Consider the following 18,775-nt stretch of genomic DNA (forward strand, 5'->3'; position numbering starts at 1 on the left):
GCAGGTCGCCCAGGCGGTCGGCGCCGTCCTGGAGGGGGGAGGGTCGCTTCCCTGGGGTGCTCCACGTTCGCCCGTCACGGCCCGCGGTGACCGCGACCCGGCGGAGGGAGGGGCGACGGGCCCTCAGGGAAGGGGCGTCTGCCCCGGCCCGCCGCCGCCCGGCTCCTCCGCGCGGCGGGCGCGGCGGTGCGTGCGCGAGGGCGGTGCCGGGAGGCGGGCGAGCCGGGCGTCCAGCTTCGCGAGGGCGGTGGCCGTCGCCAGCAGGACGAGGGCGGTCGCCGCGAGCCCGATCCCGACGTGCAGGCCGGCCGCGTTCAGGACCACGCCGATGCCCAGGCTCGCCGGGACCCCGAGGCCGGCCACGACCACCTGGAGGACCTCCAGCCGTTTGCGCGCGCCGAACCGGCCGGCCATAGCGGCTCCCCTTCGCCTTCGCCCGTGAAGCGTCCGTGCGAGGGGTGGTTCCCGCGCCGCCGGTGCGGAACACACTCTTCCACGCGCCGGTGGCCCGCTCCCCGTGCGCCCCGGCCCCGGCGGGCGGATCCTGGAAGGGACGGGGGAGCGGCGCCCCGGGCACGTACGGCCCCGGCGGCGCCGACCGGCGTGCGAGGAGGCAGACCATGACGCGGAACCTGGAGTGGAGGGTCGGCCTGGAACTGAGCGAGGAGTCGGGCCGGACCAAGGCCGAGGCCCGCCTCGACACGGGGACGGCGACCTTCACCGGGCACGGCTCGGCCCGCTGCAACCCGGCGGACGCGGACGTGCCCGTGATCGGCGACGAGCTGGCCGCGAGCCGGGCCATGAAGGACCTGGCGGGCAAGCTGATGCGGGAGGCGAACCGCGAGATGGAGGCGGTGGGCGCCGGGACCGTACCGCGGCGCACGGGTCCCGGGTACGGCTGGCCGGAGGCGGTCTCCTGAAGGGTCCGCCACCCCGCGGCCCCGGCCCCGGCCCGGCGGGAGCGTCACGCGCCCGCCGGGCCGCCCGCGCTGACGCGTCTCCGCGCTGACGCGTCTCCGCGCTGACGCGTCTCCGCGCTGACGCGTCTCCGCGCTGACGCGCGCCGGGTGCGCGCCTCCGCGCCGACGCCCCCGCGGGGCCCCTCTCGCGCCCCGGCCCGCACCTCGCGCCCCGGCCCGCACCTCGCGCCCCGGCCCGCACCTCGCGCCCCGCACCCGCGCCCCCGCTCACTCCGCGGGTGGCTCCACGGTCAGGTGGTCGACGACCTCGACGACCCCGTCCACGGACTCGCAGAGGCGCAGCAGCAGGGGGACGAGGTCCTTGCGCCCCACGGTGCCGCTGAGGGTCACCCGGCCCTCGTCGACGTCGATGTGGACGGCCGCGGGGGAGAGGCCGAGGATGCGGACCACCACGTCCTCGCGGATCTCCTCCTGGATGGAGCGGTCGCGGCGCAGGAAGAGCTGGAGCAGGTCGCTGCGGCTGAGGACCCCGATCAGCCGTCCGTCGGCGTCCACGACCGGCAGCCGCTTGACGCGGTGCCGCTCCATCAGCCGGGCCGCCTCGACGGCCGTCCACGAGGGGCGGGCGGTGTGGACCGGGCTGGACATCATCGCCTCGGCGGTGCTGGGGCCGTCCTTGGTGGTGTGGCGGCGCAGCAGGTCCGCCTCGGAGACCACGCCCACCGGCCGGTCCTCCTCGTCGACGACCGGCACCGCCGTGATGCCGTACTCGTCGAGGAGCCGCGCGATCTCCTTGAAGGATGTCCCGCGCTGGACCGAGACCGCCGTCGGGGTCATCAGGTCCGCGACACTGCGGTTCCTCATCGTCCGTTCCGTCCCTTCCGAGGGTGATCGTTCCATGATCCCGCATCCGGCGCGGACGTGGCGCGGGAGGGGTGGGCATCAGGTGCGGAAGACGTCTTGTGGGTGGGGCGGGTCCGTGGTTACCTGCGAGTTACCTCCGGTAAGTCGCTCTCCCTCCACGGAAGAAGGCTCTCCCATGTCCTCGGCCCGTACGACCCGGAACCGCCGTCTCGCGGTCGCCCTCGCCGCCACCCTGACGGCCTCCCTCGCCCTGCTCGCCCCGGCCGCCGCCGCGCCCCCGCCCGCCGCTTCCGCCGCCTCCGGGGCGCCCCTGCGCGAGGTGATGTTCGTCGGCAACAACTGGGACGGCACCGCCGATGTCATCGCCGCCCGCGGCGACTTCCACCGCATCGGCCGGGTGAACGTGATCCCCGACAAGCAGGAGCGGCTCCGCGAGATCCACCTCGATCCCGTCAAGCTCGCCTTCTTCCTCGGGGTCCGCAGCGGACCCGGCGAGGGCCACGACCAGTTCGTGGACGACATGTACGCGACCCCCGACGGCGCGTCGATGGTCGTCTCGCGGCCCAGCTTCGCCGACGTCGTCTCCCTCGACCTGCGCACCGGACGGATCAACTGGCGCTTCCCGGTGGCCGGTTACCGCTCCGATCACATGGCCGTCTCGCCCGACGGCACCCGGGTCGCCGTCTCCGCCTCCACGGCCAACACCGTCCACGTCCTCGACATCTCCACCGGCCGCCAGCTGGGGAGCTTCAGGACCGGCGACAAGCCCCACGAGAACGTCTTCACCTCCGACGGACGCCTCTGGAACATGTCCATCGGCGAGGTCACCACCGCCCTCGACGCGCCCTGGCTCGACTGGACCAAGGGCGACCGGAAGATCACCGTCGTGGACGCCGCCACCTTCGAGACCGTCCGGGTGATCGACATGCGCTCCCGGCTGGACGCCTTCGGCCGCGACGACCTCTCCGACGCCGTCCGCCCCCTCGTCTTCACCCCGGACGAGAAGAAGCTCTACTTCCAGGTCTCCTTCCTCAACGGCTTCCTGGAGTACGACGTCGACGCCGACCGCGTCACCCGCCTCAAGGCGCTCCCGGGCAGCCCCGCCACCGACCCCGACCGCACCACCTGGGTCAACGACTCGCGCCACCACGGCCTCTCGATCAGCCCGGACGGCGGCAAGCTCTGCGTGGCGGGCACGATGGACGACTACGCCACCGTCGTCGACCGCGCCACCCTGAAGCAGGGTCCGCTCGTCCCCGCCGACAAGCCCTACTGGGCCACCGTCAGCGGCGACGGACGGTCCTGCGTCGTGTCCGAGAGCGGCGCCGACCGGGTCAGCGCCATCGACTTCGCCACCGGCGAGCGGATCGCGAGCGTGCCGGTCGGCGACCATCCGCAGAGGGTCCGGCTCGCCCGCGTACCCGCCGACTGGACCGCCCCGAGCGCGGGCTGACGCCCCGTCGCGAAGAAGGACCGCGAAGAAGGACCGAGGGGAAGGACCGAGGGGCCGGCCGGATCGTCGTCGATCCGGCCGGCCCCTCTCGTCACCCGCGCCCGCCCGGGAGCGGACGACCGCTCAGGAGCGGGTGACCGTCACCTCGTAGAGGGAGTAGCCCCACTGCGTGGCCCGCCGCTCCCCGTGGATCCGTACGTACCGGGCGGGCGTGGAGGCGAACTCGGCGGTGTCGTACCCGCCGTCCCCGGCGTCCGTCGACCAGACCGACCGCCAGTTCGCGCCGTCCTCGGAGACCTCGATCCGGTACTGGCGGGCGTAGGCCCGCTCCCAGTCCAGGGTCACCCGGCCGATCCGCCGGACCTCGCCCAGGTCCACCCGGAGCCACTGGTCGTCCGACCAGTCGCTCGCCCAGCGGGTGCCGGTGTCGCCGTCGAAGGCCCGCCCGGAGGCGTAGCTGGTGAACGGGTTCCACTCGGTGGAGCTGGCCGAGGTCGGCACGCCCGCCGCCAGGTTCTCGCCGGGCTCGTGCCGCTCGGTCGCCCGCCAGGTCCGCAGGTACGACTCGGCGCCGAGCGCCAGGTCGCCGATGACCTCGGGGCCGCCCGGGGTGAGCCGGATCTGCTCGATCCAGTCCGGCACCAGGCCCGCGTGGGCGGCTCCGTCGGTGTTCAGGTCCCACGTCCGCTCGCCGGTCACCTGCCGGTCGAGGACGGTGCCGCCGTCGAAGCTGCGGTAGGGGTACCTCACCGCGTTCGGCGCGTCCGCGCCGACCGGGCCCGGCCAGCCGCCGACGCCGTTCATGTCGGTGCCGTAGCCGAGTCCGACGCCGTACTTCTCGCGCAGCGCGGCCTTGCCGTTCGCCTCGCCGATGAAACCGCCGGCGTCGTGCATGTACGGGGCGGTGAACCCGCCCAGCCTGTAGAGCCGCTCGGTCCAGTCGAGGTCCATCCAGCTGTGGGTGGACAGGACGCCCGGGTACTCCTCGGCCTCCAGCATGTCCAGCGCCCGGCCGGCCGCCTTCACGCTCATGTGGTCGAGCTCCAGCATCATGCCCCGGTCGATCATGCCCCGGAGGGCGTACTCGCCGAGCCGGGTCAGCCCCCGGGTGTTGCACCGGGCGTCGGAGGCGTACTCCGGCACGCTCACCCCGGCCGGCAGCTTCGCCGCCATCGCGGCGGGCGCGACCAGCCCGATCGGGTTGTCCTTCTGCGGACCCGCGCACTGCTCGGTCGACCAGAAGGTGCCGGTGGACAGGAACTGGCCGATGTTCACCGCCACGCCCGTCGTGCCGCTGTCGAAGCGGACGCCGCAGAGCGCGTTGTCGAACTTGTGGCACAGGAACATGCTGCGCACGCCGAGCTGGTACAGCTCGTCCAGGCCGCGGTCGATGTCGGCCTTGTCGCACTGGGCCACGTCGAGGATCTGCTTGCAGCCGAACGGCTCCGAGGTCTCCACCCCGAGGACGACGGCGAGCTTGCCCTGCTGGACCACCGAGCGCGCCTGGTCGGCGCTGGTGACGATGCGGAACCAGCCCTTGCCCGGACCGCCGAACAGCGAGTCGACGTAGTCCTGCATCTCGTAGGTCTTCCGGGCCTCCAGGCGGATGGCCTCCATCTCGTCGCAACCGCGGTCCCGGGGCATGATCGAGCACAACAGCCCGTTGGAGACGAGGTCGTTGACGAGGACGCGCTGGCCGCCGCGCCAGGCGCGCTCCAGCCAGGCGTAGTAGTTCTGCTGGTGGGTCAGCGAGTCGTGGGCGGGCCAGTCGGCGAAGGTCGGCCACCCGTCCGGGTCGTGCTTGCCGTTCGCGCCGCCGGTCAGATTCTCGAAGAGGGCGCCCGAGCCGTCCGGATAGTGCTCCGGACAGTCCTTCAGGGCGTCGGCCGCGCCGGCCGTCGAGAACGGCTTGCCGCAGATCAGCCGGCCGCCGAAGCCCTCGTTGGACATCACGTGGTTGTGCGCGTCGACGAAGCCGCGCACCCGCCCCTGGGCGTCGGTGCCGGTGAACGGCGCGCCCGTGGCGTTGATCTGCGAGTCGGTCGCCGGCCGCGCGGTCGGCTCCCACCACGGCGAACCGGCCGCGGGGACCGGCGCGGCGCCGAACAGCACGGCCGCGAGGGCGAGGAGGAGGGAGACGAGGCCGAGGCGGCGCGGCCCGCGGAAGGGGGATGTGCTTCGAGTGGTGCGTGGGGGCATGGTGGCGAAGCCTCCGGTCGATGAGGGTGTACCGGGCGCCCCGAGGATCGCGTCGCCGGAGGACTGAGTCAAGAGTCCGGGTCAAATGACCTACTGATGATCGAGGAGCTCCGCCCACCGGCCCTGCCGGCCGTCAGCCCCCGATCAGGCGAACCAGCTGATCAGCCGTCAACTCCAGCTGCTCCAGAGCCGATTCCTCGTCGCGCAGCACCAGGTACTGCAGCGTCATCCCGTCCACCGCCGCCGCCAGGTGACGGGCCACCGTGGGCACCGGGACCTTCGGCTCCGTCCCGCGCGCCGCCCCCACCTGTTCCACCAGCACCGTCGCCGACCGCACGTACTGCTCGTACTGGGCGCGCGCCAGGTGCTCGAACCCCGGCTCGCGGAGCGCGTACTGCGTGAGGTCGTAGGTGAGCATGTGCTGGCCCGGATGCGCGGTCACGTCCTCCCAGTACGTCCGCAGCGCCGCCCGCACCGTCTCGTGCAGGGTCGCCCTCGGCTCGACCGCCTTCATCACCCGGGCCACGTAGTCGCCGATGATCGTCTCGATGGCGGCCTCCAGGAGGGCCTGCTTGGACTCGAAGCAGTAGTGGAAGACGCTCAGCGACACCCCGGCCTCGGCGGCGATCGACCGCGTGGTGGTCCGCGCCACCCCGTCCCTGGTCATCGCCCTGATCGCCGCCTCGACCAGCTGCCGGCGTCGCTCCGCCGACGGCATCCGCGCCATGCTTCCTCCTCGGGTCCGGGCGTCAGGGTAACCGCCCGTCGCTCCGGACCGTCCGGCCCCTCCCCGCGCGGCCGGGGCGGGGAGGCGGGTCCCGCGCGCCGGACCCCGGATCATGGCCGTCCTCCGCTTCGAGCCGGCGACGGTCACCCAGCTCGCCGAGCGGGTGGGCCTCGCCAAGAGGAGCTCCGGCTATCACGTGCGGCGGCTGGAGCGGGCCGGTCTGGTGAAGGTGGTGCGGACGCGGAAGACGCGGGGCGTCACCGAGCGGCACTACGCGATGGCCGCGCGGTCGATCGTGCTGCCGGACCCGGGCGAGGGGGGACCGGACGTGCTGATGCGCCACGCGGTGGCGGACCTGGAGTCGTCGCCGGTGGAGGAGCGGCACGTGGGGATGGCCCGCCTTCGGCTCACGGACGAGCAGTTCGCCCCGTCGGGGGCGCGGCTTCGGGAACTGGCGGGCGAGTGCCGGGAGCTGTCCGATCCGTCGCTGCCGGACACCCCGCTCGTCTTCGCGCTGTTCCGTCCGACCCTGCGCGACCGGACCGAGGAGGGCGCCGAACGACCTCGGACGCAAGGAAGGCGCCGGCCGGATTCGGGCGGCCGTGGACCGCTCGGACGGTGTCCTCGTTCGGCGACGGGGTGTCGCACGACGCGCCCCTGCTCGCGCTGACGCTGACGCGCGATCCGATGGCGCGCGCCGCCGCCCCGACCCCGTACGCGGCCGGGCCGGCGCTCGCCGTCTGCGGGGCCGGCATGGGCGCCACGATGGTGCTCGCGCCCTCCCTCCGGCAGGCGATCGTCCCGGCCCACCTCATGGGCCGGGTCGCCTCCACCTCCCGCACGCCGGCGATGCGCGCCGCTCCCCTCGGGGCCTTCCCCGGCGGCTGGCCGGCCACCGCCCACGACGTCCGCACCCCGCTCTGCGCCGCCGGCGGCCTCCTCCTGGCGATGACGGCCGGCACGGCCTCCATGACCGACAACCGCCGTGTCGAAGCGGCGCTCCGCGCCGCCGCCCGGGCCGGCCCCCCGGCGTCCGGGGAACCGGCCCGGGAGAAGACGCCCGCCCCGGTGCGAGGCCTGCCGCGAAGCCGACGGGGCGAGGGGGCCGCCCGGCCCCCGGGGGGCGCGCCGAGCGGCCGTGTGCGGCCCCGTGCGCCGGAGTCCGTCGTCGGTTACGGCCAGGCGTCCGTCCGGGCGAGGTCCAGGATCAGGGCCGCGATGTTCCAGGCGTCGTCCTCGCCGCGGTGGTGGCGGCCCTCCAGGGGGAGGCCGGCGTGGGCGAGGGCCTGGGCCATGCCGGGGCGTCGGCGGAGGCCGTGGGCCTCGGTGAAGACGGCCTTCGCGTTGGTGTGCCGGTGGCCGAAGGGGTAGGCCGTGCGGGTCGCCTCGCACTGCCGGGTGAACTGCTTGCGGTCGTAGTCGCCCCAGCTCGCCCAGGGGCGGGTGCCGGCGGCGTGGTCGCGGGCGAGGAGGCGGCAGGCGGTCGCGAAGTCGACGCCGGTGTCCACCTCGGCCTGGGTGAGGCCGGTGAGGTCGGTGCAGAAGGCGCTGACGCGCGAGCGGGCGGGGCGGACCAGGATCCGGTGGCGGCCGACCCGTTCGCGGGCGGTCAGGTCCACGACGGTCAGGCCGATCTCGATGATCTCGCTCACCGCGCCGGGCGGCGGCGCCTTCTCCCAGCAGGTCGCCTCGATGTCGACGACGTTGATCAGACGGGGGTCCATGGGGGGAGCCTAGGAGTTCCGTCCGGCGGTCGGCATCCGGTTTCTCCGGCGGCCGCATCCGGTTCCCCGGGCCGTGTCACCCCTCCCCGGGGGCCAGCACCTCGCGCAGGGCCGCCACCGCGTGGGCGCGGTGGTCGTCGAGCCGGCGGACCACCCCGGCCCCGTCGCGCTCGCGCAGGGAGGAGAGGACGGCGCGGTGCTCGTGGACCGCCTGGGCACGGTGGCCGGGGTCGGTGTAGTAGAGGGAGCGGTAGGCGTCGGTGGAGTCCCAGAGGGTGGTGATCATGCGGACCAGCCGGGGCATGCCGCAGGCGTCGATGAGGGTGAAGTGGAAGCGGCGGTTGGCCTCGGCCATCGCCGTCACGTCCCCGGCCCCGGCGGCTCGTTCGACCTCGCACTGGACGGACTCCAGGGTCTCGGCGAGGTCGTCGGGGCCGGCGTCCACGGCCCGCAGGACCGCCTCCGTCTCCAGCAGGGCGCGGATCCGGTAGATCTCCTCCAGGTCGGCGAGGGACAGCTCGGCGACGAAGTAGCCCCGGTGGACGTGGTGGACGACCAGGCCCTCGGCCTCCAGGGTCTTGAGCGCCTCCCGGAGCGGGACCCGGCTGACCTCCAGCCGGGCGGCGAGCGCGTCCTGCCGGATGGGCGCGCCGGGGCGGAGCCCGCCGCTGGTGATCGCGCTCCGCAGCTCGCCCAGGACGAACTGCTGGGCCGTCTGGGGCCGCCGTCTCTCCACCGCGCCGCTCATCGATCCGACCCTCCGCCGCCGTCGCCCGTGCCCCCGCGGCCTCCGTCGCCGCCGGTGACCGTCGTCGTCCTCATCTTCCTACGGATCACGGACGCGCGTCCGGGGCGTCCACGGGGGGCCTCCCGGCCAGGACCTCGGCGGTGTGCTCGCCGAGTCCCGGGGGAGCGGAGCGGTACGAGGGCGGGGTGGCGCCGAAGCGGACCGGGTGGGCGACCTGGCCGGGGCCGGCGGCCTCCTCGGGCACCCGGACGCCGAGCCCGAGCCGGTCGGCGAGCGCGAAGGCGTCCGCCAGGTCGTTGATGGGGCCGCAGGGCACGCCGGCGGCCGTCAGCTCCTCGAACCAGGCGTCGGCCGTGCGGCCGGCGAGCGGCCCGGCCAGGGCCGCCGCCAGCTCCTCCCGGTGGGCGACGCGGGCGGTGTTGGTGGCGAACCGGTCGTCCTCGGCCAGCGCGGGCCGGCCGATCCGCTCGCACAGGGCCCGGAACTGCCGGTCGTTGCCGACGGCCAGGACCAGCGGCCGGTCCCGGGCCTCGAAGACCTCGTACGGGGTGATGCTCGGGTGCCGGTTGCCCATCGCGCGCGGCACGACCCCGGCGCCGAGGTGGGCGGCGGCCTGGTTGGTGAGGGCGGAGAGGAGGGAGCCCAGGAGGGAGACCTCGACGCGCTGGCCCCGGCCGGTGCGCTCCCGGTGGCGCAGGGCGGCGAGGACGCCGAGGCCGGCGTGGAGCCCGGTGATGACGTCGACGAGCGCGACCCCCGCCTTCGTCCCCCGCCCGTCCGGCTCGCCGGTGACGCTCATCAGGCCGCCCATGGCCTGGACGAGCAGGTCGTAGCCGGGGAGCGCGGCGCCCCCGTCGGTGCCGAAGCCGGTCACCGAGCAGTAGACGAGTCCGGGGTTGGTGCGGCGGACCTCCTCGAAGCCGAGGCCCAGCTTCTCCATCGTGCCCGGGCGGAAGTTCTCCACCAGGACGTCGGCCCGGTCGACGATCGCGCGCGCCGCGGCCCGGTCGTCGGGGTCGGTGAGGTCGAGGGCGACGGAGCGCTTGTTGCGGTTGACGCCGAGGAAGTAGGTGGCCCGGCCGTCCGCGAACGGCGGGCCCCAGGCGCGGGTGTCGTCGCCGCCGTCCGGGCGCTCGATCTTGATCACGTCGGCGCCGAGGTCGGCGAGGAGCATCGTCATGTAGGGCCCGGCGAGGACCCGGCCGAAGTCGGCGACGACGAGGCCGGAGAGGGCGCCGGGACCGCCGGCCGTGGTCGAGGCCGCGGCCGTGGCCGCGGGGGAGTCGACCGGGTGGTCGGGGTGACCCGGGTGGGCCGGGTGATCCGGGTGATCCGGGTGGGCCGAGTGGGTCGGGTGGTCCGTGGGCATTCCGCGCTCCTCGGTGTGCGTCGGATCGGGATCCGGCGCTTCGGGGATCCGGCGCTTCGGGATCCGTCGGATCGGGGACCCGTCGGATCGGGGGTCCGGCGCTTCGGGGATCGGATTCCTCGGACCGTAGGGCGCGGGGGTCCGATTTTCAATACTGGATCCAAAATCCAATCTCCCGCTACGCTCGGCACGCCACGCCGAGCACGACCCTCGCCACAGCCGCCAGGAGGCCGCCCGTGAAGTCCTCGCCGTCCACCCCCACCCACCCCCTCGCCCTCCTCGCCCTCGACGGCCTGCTCGGCGACGAGGAGCGCGAGATCCGTGCCACGGTCCGCGCGGCCGCGGACCGCGAGCTGCGCCCGCACGTGGCCGGCTGGTTCGAGAAGGGCGAGATCCCCGCGCGCGAACTCGCCCGCACCCTCGGCGGCCTCGGCGTGCTCGGCATGCACCTGGAGGGATACGGCTGCGCGGGCACCAGCGCGGTGGCGTACGGCCTGGCCTGCATGGAGCTGGAGGCCGTCGACTCGGGTCTGCGCTCCCTCGTCTCGGTGCAGGGCTCGCTCGCGATGTACGCGATCTGGAAGCACGGCTCGGAGGAGCAGAAGCAGCGGTGGCTGCCGAAGATGGCGGCCGGCGAGTACATCGGGTGCTTCGGCCTGACCGAGCCCGACGCCGGCTCCGACCCGGGTGCCATGCGGACGAACGCCAAGCGGGACGGCTCCGACTGGATCCTCAACGGCACCAAGATGTGGATCACCAACGGCTCCGTCGCCGACGTGGCCGTGGTCTGGGCCCGCACCGAGGAGGGCGTCCGCGGCTTCCTCGTCCCGGCCGGCACCCCCGGCTTCAGCGCCCCCGAGATCAAGATGAAGCTCTCGCTCCGGGCCAGCGTCACCGCCGAACTCGTCCTGGACGACGTCCGGCTGCCCGCGGACGCGGTGCTGCCCGGCGCCCGAGGCCTCTCCGGCCCGCTCGGCTGCCTCAACGAGGCCCGCTTCGGCATCGTCTTCGGCGCCCTCGGGGCCGCCCGCGACTGCCTGGAGACGGCGATCTCCTACGCGAAGGACCGCACCGTCTTCGACCGCTCCCTCGCCTCGTACCAGCTCACCCAGCAGAAGCTCGCGGACATGGCCGTCGAGCTCGGCAAGGGCATGCTGCTCGCCCTCCACCTCGGCCGCCTCAAGGACGCGGGCGAGCTCACCCCCGAGCAGATCAGCGTCGGCAAGCTCAACAACGTGCGCGAGGCCATCGCCATCGCCCGCGAGTGCCGCACCCTCCTCGGCGCCAACGGCATCACCCTCGAGTACCCGGTCCTCCGGCACGCCAACAACCTGGAGTCCGTCCTCACCTACGAGGGCACCAGCGAGGTCCACTCCCTCGTCATCGGCAAGGCGCTCACCGGCGAGCAGGCCTTCCGCTGACCGTGCGGGCAGGCCCGTCGGGGCGGCCCCTCCGGGGGCCGCCCGCCGCGGCTCAGCCGGCCGTCACGCGCGCCAGGAACCCGTCCAGGTTCCCCGTGGCGCGCTCGACGCGCTCCTCGACGGAGAGGGTCTCCTCGTGCCGCAGCCCGCGCAGCTTCGGCACGCGCTTGCCGCGCAGGTAGAGGGAGCACGCCAGGTCGGCGCAGACGTAGATGCCGACCGTGTTCCCCTCCCGCCCCCGGGGCCCCGCCAGCGGCGCCGCCAGCAGCGTCACGCCCGACGAGGCGTGCGGCGTCAGGCAGATCTGGCACAGGCTCGTCTTCACGGCACTGGTCCGGCCCGCCGCGGGCACCCGCAGGGACACCCCGAGCGGGCCGTCCTCGCGGCGCACCACGAGATGGGCCCGCAGCGGCGCCCCCGGATCCACCCACCCCAGGAAGTCCAGGTCCTCCCAGGGCGTCTCGGCGAAGTCCAGCGGCAGCTTCAGCCGCGCGGCGTCCCCCTTCGTGGCGTTCACGAACGACGAACGGATCTCTTTCTCAGTCAACGGTTCCACTCGTTGGACCGTACAGGCAGATCCGCGGCCGGGGCATCCGGATATCCGGGACCCGCGCGACCGGGCCCGCCTGCCCGGCCCCGTGTCCCCCGAGGGGCCCGGCCTCAGGCCACCCACTCCGGCAGCGCCGGATCCGCGAACCGCCCCGGCGCCCCCTCCAGGGCCGCAGCCAGCCGCTCCGCCGCCGTCCCGTACACCTCCTCCGGCAGGGTGTACGGGATCCGCAGCCGGTGCTCGTGGGTCCCGGGGTCCACCCCGAACCGCGCCCCGCCCTCCACCCGCACCCCGTGCCGCAGCGCCCGCGCCGCCAGCTGGGTCGCCACCGGCCGCCCCAGGTCGATCCAGAGGCACATCCCGCCCGGCGGCACCGTCCACCGCCACTCCGGCAGGTGGCGGGCGAGCGCCGCGCCCAGGGCCTCGCGCCGCCGCCGCAGCTGCGCCACGCGCGCCCGGACGATCGGGTCGAGGCGCCGCATCAGCGCCACCGCCACCAGCTGGTCCAGCACCGAACCCGACAGGTCGGCCGTGACCCGGGTCCTGGTCAGCTCCGTCACCACCCGCGCCGAGGCCCGCACCCAGCCCACCCGCAGGCCGCCCCAGCAGCTCTTGCTCAGCGAGCCCACCGAGACGATCTGCTCCCCGCCCCCGGGCCCGGCCGCCGCCGCGAAGGGCGCCGGAGCCGGCACGTCGAGCGCCGTGTCCGTCAGCGTCTCGTCCACCACCAGCCAGGTCCCCGTCGCCCGCGCGGCCCGCGCCAGCTCCCGTCCCTGCTCGCGCGGCATCAGCCGCCCCGTCGGGTTGTGGAAGTCCGGGATCAGATACGCCAGCCGGGGCGCGGTCTGCCGCAGCGCGGCGTCCACGAGCCCGGTGTCCCAGCCGTTCTCCGTGACCGGCACCGGCGTCACCCGCATCCCCCGGACCCGCATCGCGTCCAGGGCGTTGGTGTACGAGGGGTTCTCCGCGAGCACCCGGTCGCCGGGCCGTCCGAACTGGGACAGGACCAGCGACAGCGCCTGCTGCGCCCCCGTCGTCACCAGGATCTGCTCGGGCCGCGTCGGCAGCCCGCGGGCGGTGTACCGCTCCGCCACCGAGGCCCGCAGCTCCGGCAGGCCGTACGGGTGGTAGCCCGGCGCCGCGGCGAAGCGGGGCAGCTCCGCCGCGGCCTCCGCCAGCGCCTCCGCGAGCTCCGCGCCCGGCGCCTGCGGCGAGGCCAGCGCCAGGTCGATCACCTCGTCCGTCGGGTCCGGGTAGGGGCCCAGGGAGGTCGGCGTCTGCCCGTCCGGAAGCGCCGTCCACGTGCCCGCGCCCCGCCGGCTGTGCGCGTACCCGCTCTCCCGCAGCAGGTCGTACGCCCCCGTCACGGTCGTCCGGCTCACCTCCAGGACCTGCGCGAGCTCCCGCTCGGCGGGCAGCCGCAGCCGCAGGGCCACCCGTCCGTCGAGCAGCGCCTCCCGCACCGCCCGCGCCAGCTCGCGGTAGCCGAACCGGCCCTCCGGAGGCGGGGTGAGCAGGGAAGCGAGCTGACGGCCCGACAACGTCCGGTCCGCGGTGTGGACCACACGGCCCTCTGCCATGCCAATCACTCCTCATTGGCTCTGCTGTCCAGGCCAATAAGCCTACAGACTCCTTGTCAGTGGCCTGGTGGCGCCTTCCGGGAAGCCGCCCCAGGACACGTCCGGAACGCCCGGGGAACGCCCGGGACCGAGAGGAGCACGCCATGAGCACGTCCACGACCACGCCGACGCACCCGCGGACCGGCGCGCACTTCACCGACCGCGACGAGCGCCTGTGGCAGCGGCACGCCGAGGAGCCGGCCGCCCGCCCCCTGCCGGTGGGCGCCTGGCTGCGCACCCTGCGCGCCACGCTCCGCACCCGCCGGCCCTCCTTCCGCACCACGGAGGGCGCCGCCTGACGGCGCGGACGCCCGTCCCGGGGGGTCCGGTACGGGCGTCCGCGCGGCACGGGGACCTCAGGCCACGGGGAGGCGTCCGGGGCCGGGCGCGGGCGGGGAGGCGGAGTCCGGGCCGGAGGGGGAGCCCGCGGAGGCGGAGCGCCCGCCGGTCCCGTCCGTCCCGCCGGTCCCGTCCGCACCACCGGTGGTCCCGTTCGTCGGGGTGTCCGTCGTGGTGTCCGCCCCGCCCGTCGTCGTGGCGGGGCTGTCCGGCGGCTCGTCGGAGGGGGAGTCCGCGGGGGAGTCCGAGGGCGAGTCCGGCGGGGTGTCGGACGGTGAGGAGGAGTCCGTCGACGGGGACGGCGTGGGCGTCGTCACGGTCGGCGAGAGCGTGGACGGGCACGGGGACGGCGTCAGGCCGTCGACCGGCGCCGGCGTCTCGTCGCCGGTGACCGTCACGCAGGGCGTCGGCGAGGTCGTGCCCGGGGTCACCGAGGGCGAGGAGGACGACGTCGACGGGGACGGCGAGGTCGTCGTCGGCGTCGGCCGGGGCGGCGGCGGGGTCGGCTTGTCGTGCCGGCCGGTGTCGCCGTGCTTGCGCGCGAACCAGGCGTCGTCCTCGGGGTCGTACACGACGAACACGTTCACCACCGTCACCGACGGGGCCACCACCACGACCTGGGAGGAGTCGTAGGCCGGCCACGGCGTGCCCGTGGTGCGGGGCTTCTGCTGCGCCACCGGCTCGGTCAGCGGGTTCCCGCAGGCGCACCGGACCCGGGGCACGCCCCGGTCGTCGACGAGGACCGCCGTCCCCGCCTGGAGGACCGCCTGGTAGGCGGTGGCGCGGCCGTCCTCGTAGCCGTGGTTGGTCACCCGGGTGTCGACCCGGAGCTGGAGCGGCGTCAGGGAGCGGAGGTGGGCCGGCACGGCGTCCGCGTCGAGGCCGAGGACCTGCGCGAAGGCGGTGTTCTTGGCGGGGTCGGCGCCGAGGTAGCGGATCTGCCGCTCGACGTCGCAGCTCGCCTCCTCGCGCGTGCCGCCGTACAGCCCCGGCGTGGAGCCCGAGACCCGCGGGGTGGCCGTCTCCGCCGTGCCGGTGCGCGGCGCCAGCGAGGCCGCCCCGGAGGAGCTGTCGGTGCGGGCGGTGGAGGCGGTGAAGGGGTCGGGCCCGGAGGCCGAGGTGTTCTGGAGGAAGACCTCCCCGCCGCCGGATCCGGCGGTGTCGCCCTTGTCGTCCGACCGGCCGACGAGCAGCACCGCGAGCGCGGCCGCCGCCACCAGGGCGGCCGTCAGCGAGGCCACCTTCGGCACGGACCGCCACCAGGGGGTGCCGCCGCGTCCCCCGCCGCCGGGCCCTCCTCCGGCACCGTCCCCACCGCCACCGCCACCGCCACCGCCACCGCCACCGCCACCGCCACCGCCACCGCCGCCGGAGCCGTCGTGCGGCGGCGGCGCGGAAGGGGGTCCGGAGACCCCGGGACGGGTGGCCGCGCCGGACAGCGGACCCGACGGAGGGCCCGTGGGCGGCCCGGTGGGCGGAACCGACGGAGGACCGGAGGGCGGTGGGGAAGTCACGTTTTTCCCTTTCTTCCGTTCGGCGCCATTCTGAGCGCCGGACGGACCCTCCGCACCCGCAGGAGGATCCCGCCCGGGGACCGCCCTCGCTCCTCCCGCCTCACCGGATCGACCGGAGGAACTCCCGGGTCCGTTCGTGCTCCGGCGCGTCGAGGAGCTTCCCGGGAGGGCCGGACTCCAGGACGCGGCCCCGGTCGAACATCAGCAGCCGGTCGGAGACGTCACGGGCGAAGGCCATCTCGTGGGTCACGCAGAGCATCGTGATGTCGGTGCCGGCGGCGACGTCCCGCAGGACGTCCAGGACCTCCGCGACCAGCTCGGGGTCGAGCGCGGAGGTCACCTCGTCGAGGAGGAGGAGCTCCGGACGCATCGCCAGGGCCCGGGCGATGGCGACGCGCTGCTGCTGGCCGCCGGAGAGACGGGTCGGGTGGGCGTCCTCCTTGTCCGCGAGGCCGACGAGCCCGAGGAGGTCCCGGGCCCGGGCGGCGGCCTCGTCGGCGTCGAGGCCCAGGACGTGCCGGGGGGCCTCCGTGACGTTGGCGAGCACGCTCAGGTGCGGGAAGAGGTTGAACTGCTGGAACACCATCCCGACGCGCCGCCTGCGCGGGGCCAGGTAGCGCTCGTCCGCCGGGACCAGCTTCCCGCCCGGCCCGGACGGCATGTGGGAGAACGGTTCGCCGTCGACGTGGACCACGCCGTCCGTCACCCGCTCCAGCGTCATCAGCAGCCGCAGGATGGTCGTCTTCCCCGAGCCGCTCGGGCCGATCAGGGTCACCCGCTCGCCCGGCGCGACCGCGAGGTCCAGGCCGTCCAGGACCGTCTGGTCCCCGAACCGCTTGGTCACCCGGTCGAACCGGACCTTCTCCGGTCCGGGGACGGTCTCAATGGGCAAGGCGGGCCTCCAGTCGGCGGACGAGCAGGGACGTCGGCCAGCTCGCGATCAGGAAGACGGCGGCGGCCAGGGTGAAGCTCTCCAGGTAGGCGAAGTGGGTGCTGCCGAAGGCGTTCGCCTCGTGGACCATCTCGTCCACGGCGATGACCGAGAGGAAGGGCGTCTCCTTGAACATCGAGATCGCGTAGTTTCCGAGCGACGGCAGCACCTTCCGCACGGCCTGGGGCAGGACGACCGCGCGCCACACCCGCCGCCGCGGCAGGGACAGCGCGGTGCAGGCCTCCCACTGCCCCTTCGGCACGGCGTCGATGCCGGCCCGGTAGACCTCGGAGAGGTACGTGGCGTAGTGCAGCCCCAGCACCAGGACGCCGAGCGCCAGCGCGTCCAGGCCCGGTACCAGCACCCACGCGGCGAAGAGCTGCACCATCACCGGCGTCGAGCGCACGAAGGAGGCGAGCGCGCCCACGGGCAGGGCGATCCACCGGGAGCGGGAGCGCCCCAGCAGGGCGATGCCGAGCCCGGCCGCCACCGCGACCGCGAACCCGAGCACCGTGGCGAGCAGGGTGACGCCGAAACCCGACAGCACGACCGGCAGCGCCGCGCGCGCCGCGTCCATGTCCCACATCAGGCGTCACCGCCCACGACGCCCAGGCGCGCCTGCGCCCGCCGCTCCAGCGCGTTCATCCCGGCGCCCAGGAGCGCGGCGACGCAGAAGTACAGCAGGAGCAGCAGCAGATAGGCGGCGGCCGTGCCGCCCGTCGCCGCGCGCAACTGGTCGATCCGGAAGGTGAGGTCGGCGACGGTGACCAGGGACAGCAGGGGCGTCGCCTTGAGCAGCTGGATCAGCAGGTTCTTGAAGGGCGGCACCATCAGGGCGTACGCCTGGGGCAGCACGATCCGCCGCAGGCGCAGCCCCGGGCCCATGCCCAGGGCGATCGCGGCCTCGGTCTGCGCGGCGGGCACGGCGGCGATCGAGCCCCGCACCACCTCCGCGCCGTAGGCGCCGTAGTTGAGACCGAAGGCGAGCACCCCGCAGGCCATCGGCTCCAGCCGGAACCCGAGCATCGGCAGCGCGAAGAACAGCCAGAAGAGCTGGACGTAGAGCGAGGTGCCGCGCAGGAGCTCGACCGCGAAGCGCGCGGCGCCGCGCACCGGGAGGAGCCGCGAGCGGGCGGCCAGGCCCAGGGCGAAGGCGACGAGCAGCGCGAGGGCCGCACCGAGCCCGGTGGCCTCCAGCGTCACCAGGAGGCCCTCGGTGATGGCCGGGAGCGCCCGGCCCAGCTCCGAGAGGAACACGGCCGTACCGGAGCCCGTCATCCCGCGCAGAGCTCCGCGGTGCGCAGGCTGCGGGGCGGCACCTCGCGCTCGGTGAAGCCGTACTTCCCGATCAGGCGCACGTACCGGGCGGGGTCGCCGGTGATCCGCGCGAGCTCGTCGTCGAACGCCCTCCGCAGGGAGTCGGCGCCCTTGCGGAAGACGGCGCCGCCGGGGCTGTACCGGCTCACGCCGTCGACCACGGGCACGAACGGCTCCAGGACCTCCACGGCCGCGCCCGCGTTGGTGCGGGCGAGCCAGCGGAGCGAGATGCCGGTGAGGGCGAAGGCGTCGATCCGGCCGGCGAGGAGGGCGTCGAGGCCGTCCTGCTGCTTGCCCACCTGCAGCACGGAGCCGTCCGGGACGCCCGCCTCCTCGGCGTACGAGGCCTCCACGGCGGCCGTCAGGACGCCGACGCGGACCTGCCCGGCCGCGCACGAGGCCAGGTCGCTCAGGCCCTTCGGGTTCCCCTTGCGGACCATGAGCGCGGTGGGGGAGACGAACTCCGGTTGGGAGAAGGCGACTTTGGCACAGCGCTCGGGCGTGATGGCCATCCCGGCGCTCACCACGTCGAACCGTCCGGCGAGCAGCCCGGGGATGAGGGCGCCGAACTCGGCGAGGTGGGGCCGGAGTTCGGGAACGCCGAGGGCGGTGAAGATCTCCCGGTGCAGGGTGGGCGCCTCCCCGGCGAGCTCGTCGCCGTCCTGGAAGCCGTACGGGGCCTCGCCGGCGAAGCCCACCCGGACGTGGCCCCGCTTCCGCAGCTTCTCCAGCAGGTCGGCGTCGCCGGCGGGGGCTCCGGTGCCCACCTCCGTCCGGCTGCACGCGCCGAGGAATCCCGGTGCCGCGATCAGGGTGCCGATGCCCAGCGAGCGGGTCAGGAAGCGGCGGCGGTCCAGGGACAGGGGCCGGTTCATGGCGTCCTTTCTTCCTTGCGGGGAGGTCTCGGGCGGAGGGGCGCGGTCAGCCGATCGGCGTGGTGTCCCGGGCGGCGACGAAGGAGGGGCGGCGCACGGGCGCGGCGAAGGGCAGCTCCGGGGCGTTCTCCACGCTGTTGAAGACGAGGAAGACGTTGCTGCGGGGGAAGGGGGTGATGTTGTCGCCGGAGCCGTGCAGGGCGTT

At 74.8% G+C, this 18,775-nt stretch carries 18 protein-coding genes and 3 pseudogenes; 6 read left to right on the forward strand and 15 right to left on the reverse strand.

The features are described from left to right. Positions 1–123 precede the first annotated feature (123 nt). Positions 124–414 (reverse strand): hypothetical protein, encoded by a 291-nt coding sequence (locus tag IE287_RS37230; RefSeq protein ID WP_189853856.1) that lies wholly within the window; start codon positions 412–414, stop codon positions 124–126. 206 nt (positions 415–620) lie between these two features. Between IE287_RS37230 and IE287_RS37235 the strand changes: the two genes are divergently transcribed. Continuing rightward, positions 621–920: a DUF1876 domain-containing protein gene (locus IE287_RS37235; RefSeq protein WP_189853857.1), complete on the forward strand. Its 300-nt coding sequence runs from the start codon at positions 621–623 to the stop codon at positions 918–920. A 267-nt stretch (positions 921–1,187) separates the two neighbouring features. Here the strand turns inward: IE287_RS37235 and IE287_RS37240 are convergent, their stop codons facing one another. Further along, positions 1,188–1,784: a CBS domain-containing protein gene (locus IE287_RS37240; protein WP_189853858.1), complete on the reverse strand. Its 597-nt coding sequence runs from the start codon at positions 1,782–1,784 to the stop codon at positions 1,188–1,190. Between the two features lie 175 nt (positions 1,785–1,959). Between IE287_RS37240 and IE287_RS37245 the strand changes: the two genes are divergently transcribed. Further along, complete coding sequence (locus IE287_RS37245) at positions 1,960–3,237, forward strand: YncE family protein (RefSeq protein ID WP_189853859.1); 1,278 nt, start codon at positions 1,960–1,962, stop codon at positions 3,235–3,237. Between the two features lie 123 nt (positions 3,238–3,360). Here IE287_RS37245 and IE287_RS37250 read toward each other — a convergent pair whose 3' ends face one another. Together IE287_RS37250 and IE287_RS37255 are read right to left on the reverse strand one after the other, a co-directional pair. After that, complete coding sequence (locus IE287_RS37250) at positions 3,361–5,436, reverse strand: galactose-binding domain-containing protein (RefSeq protein ID WP_189853860.1); 2,076 nt, start codon at positions 5,434–5,436, stop codon at positions 3,361–3,363. A 133-nt stretch (positions 5,437–5,569) separates the two neighbouring features. Beyond that, complete coding sequence (locus IE287_RS37255; protein WP_189853861.1) at positions 5,570–6,163, reverse strand: TetR/AcrR family transcriptional regulator; 594 nt, start codon at positions 6,161–6,163, stop codon at positions 5,570–5,572. Between the two features lie 106 nt (positions 6,164–6,269). On the opposite strand from IE287_RS37255, the pseudogene IE287_RS37260 reads away from it, so the two are divergent. Together IE287_RS37260 and IE287_RS38980 are read left to right on the forward strand one after the other, a co-directional pair. Then, positions 6,270–6,722, forward strand: a pseudogene (locus tag IE287_RS37260) (ArsR/SmtB family transcription factor); the annotation flags it as partial. Between the two features lie 137 nt (positions 6,723–6,859). Continuing rightward, positions 6,860–7,222: pseudogene (locus IE287_RS38980) on the forward strand (MFS transporter); the annotation flags it as partial. Positions 7,223–7,335: 113 nt separating this feature from the next. On the opposite strand, the gene IE287_RS37265 reads toward IE287_RS38980, so the two are convergent. The 3 genes from IE287_RS37265 to IE287_RS37275 all read right to left on the reverse strand — a co-directional run bounded on the left by IE287_RS37265 (position 7,336) and on the right by IE287_RS37275 (position 9,815). Then, positions 7,336–7,887 carry a 3'-5' exonuclease gene (locus tag IE287_RS37265; RefSeq protein WP_189853863.1) on the reverse strand — a complete coding sequence of 184 codons (552 nt, stop codon included), beginning with the start codon at positions 7,885–7,887 and terminating at the stop codon, positions 7,336–7,338. Between the two features lie 76 nt (positions 7,888–7,963). Then, positions 7,964–8,635 (reverse strand): GntR family transcriptional regulator, encoded by a 672-nt coding sequence (locus tag IE287_RS37270; RefSeq protein WP_189853864.1) that lies wholly within the window; start codon positions 8,633–8,635, stop codon positions 7,964–7,966. Positions 8,636–8,720: 85 nt separating this feature from the next. Next, positions 8,721–9,815, reverse strand: coding sequence for a CaiB/BaiF CoA transferase family protein (locus IE287_RS37275; RefSeq protein ID WP_229883995.1), 1,095 nt, complete (start codon positions 9,813–9,815; stop codon positions 8,721–8,723). Positions 9,816–10,240: 425 nt separating this feature from the next. On the opposite strand from IE287_RS37275, the gene IE287_RS37280 reads away from it, so the two are divergent. Then, on the forward strand, positions 10,241–11,425 hold the full coding sequence (locus IE287_RS37280; RefSeq protein WP_189853866.1) for an acyl-CoA dehydrogenase family protein: 1,185 nt from the start codon (positions 10,241–10,243) through the stop codon (positions 11,423–11,425). A gap of 52 nt (positions 11,426–11,477) precedes the next feature. On the opposite strand, the gene IE287_RS37285 is transcribed toward IE287_RS37280, so the two are convergent. Next, positions 11,478–11,981 carry an FBP domain-containing protein gene (locus tag IE287_RS37285; RefSeq protein WP_189853867.1) on the reverse strand — a complete coding sequence of 168 codons (504 nt, stop codon included), beginning with the start codon at positions 11,979–11,981 and terminating at the stop codon, positions 11,478–11,480. Between the two features lie 104 nt (positions 11,982–12,085). Continuing rightward, on the reverse strand, positions 12,086–13,555 hold the full coding sequence (gene yczR, locus IE287_RS37290; protein WP_189853868.1) for a MocR-like transcription factor YczR: 1,470 nt from the start codon (positions 13,553–13,555) through the stop codon (positions 12,086–12,088). A gap of 143 nt (positions 13,556–13,698) precedes the next feature. Here yczR and IE287_RS37295 point away from each other — a divergent pair, with 143 nt between their 5' ends. Beyond that, complete coding sequence (locus tag IE287_RS37295) at positions 13,699–13,893, forward strand: hypothetical protein (RefSeq protein ID WP_189853869.1); 195 nt, start codon at positions 13,699–13,701, stop codon at positions 13,891–13,893. A 57-nt stretch (positions 13,894–13,950) separates the two neighbouring features. On the opposite strand, the gene IE287_RS37300 is transcribed toward IE287_RS37295, so the two are convergent. The 6 genes and pseudogenes from IE287_RS37300 to IE287_RS37325 all read right to left on the reverse strand — a co-directional run. After that, entirely contained in the window at positions 13,951–15,447 is a 1,497-nt protein-coding gene (locus IE287_RS37300; protein WP_373307987.1) for a DUF6777 domain-containing protein, read from the reverse strand. A gap of 100 nt (positions 15,448–15,547) precedes the next feature. Continuing rightward, positions 15,548–16,339 (reverse strand): ectoine/hydroxyectoine ABC transporter ATP-binding protein EhuA, encoded by a 792-nt coding sequence (ehuA, locus tag IE287_RS37305; RefSeq protein ID WP_189853870.1) that lies wholly within the window; start codon positions 16,337–16,339, stop codon positions 15,548–15,550. After that, on the reverse strand, positions 16,329–16,964 hold the full coding sequence (gene ehuD, locus IE287_RS37310) for an ectoine/hydroxyectoine ABC transporter permease subunit EhuD (protein WP_189853871.1): 636 nt from the start codon (positions 16,962–16,964) through the stop codon (positions 16,329–16,331). The genes ehuA and ehuD overlap by 11 nt, the downstream gene beginning before the upstream one ends. Then, positions 16,964–17,656 carry an ectoine/hydroxyectoine ABC transporter permease subunit EhuC gene (gene ehuC / locus IE287_RS37315; RefSeq protein WP_189853872.1) on the reverse strand — a complete coding sequence of 231 codons (693 nt, stop codon included), beginning with the start codon at positions 17,654–17,656 and terminating at the stop codon, positions 16,964–16,966. Before ehuC ends, ehuD begins: the two co-directional genes overlap by 1 nt. Next, positions 17,653–18,570, reverse strand: a complete 918-nt coding sequence (gene ehuB, locus IE287_RS37320) for an ectoine/hydroxyectoine ABC transporter substrate-binding protein EhuB (RefSeq protein WP_189853873.1) — start codon at positions 18,568–18,570, stop codon at positions 17,653–17,655. The genes ehuC and ehuB overlap by 4 nt, the downstream gene beginning before the upstream one ends. 46 nt (positions 18,571–18,616) lie before the next feature. After that, positions 18,617–18,775, reverse strand: a pseudogene (locus IE287_RS37325) (ectoine hydroxylase); the annotation flags it as partial.

Source organism: Streptomyces omiyaensis (assembly GCF_014650895.1).
Classification (GTDB): domain Bacteria; phylum Actinomycetota; class Actinomycetes; order Streptomycetales; family Streptomycetaceae; genus Streptomyces; species Streptomyces omiyaensis.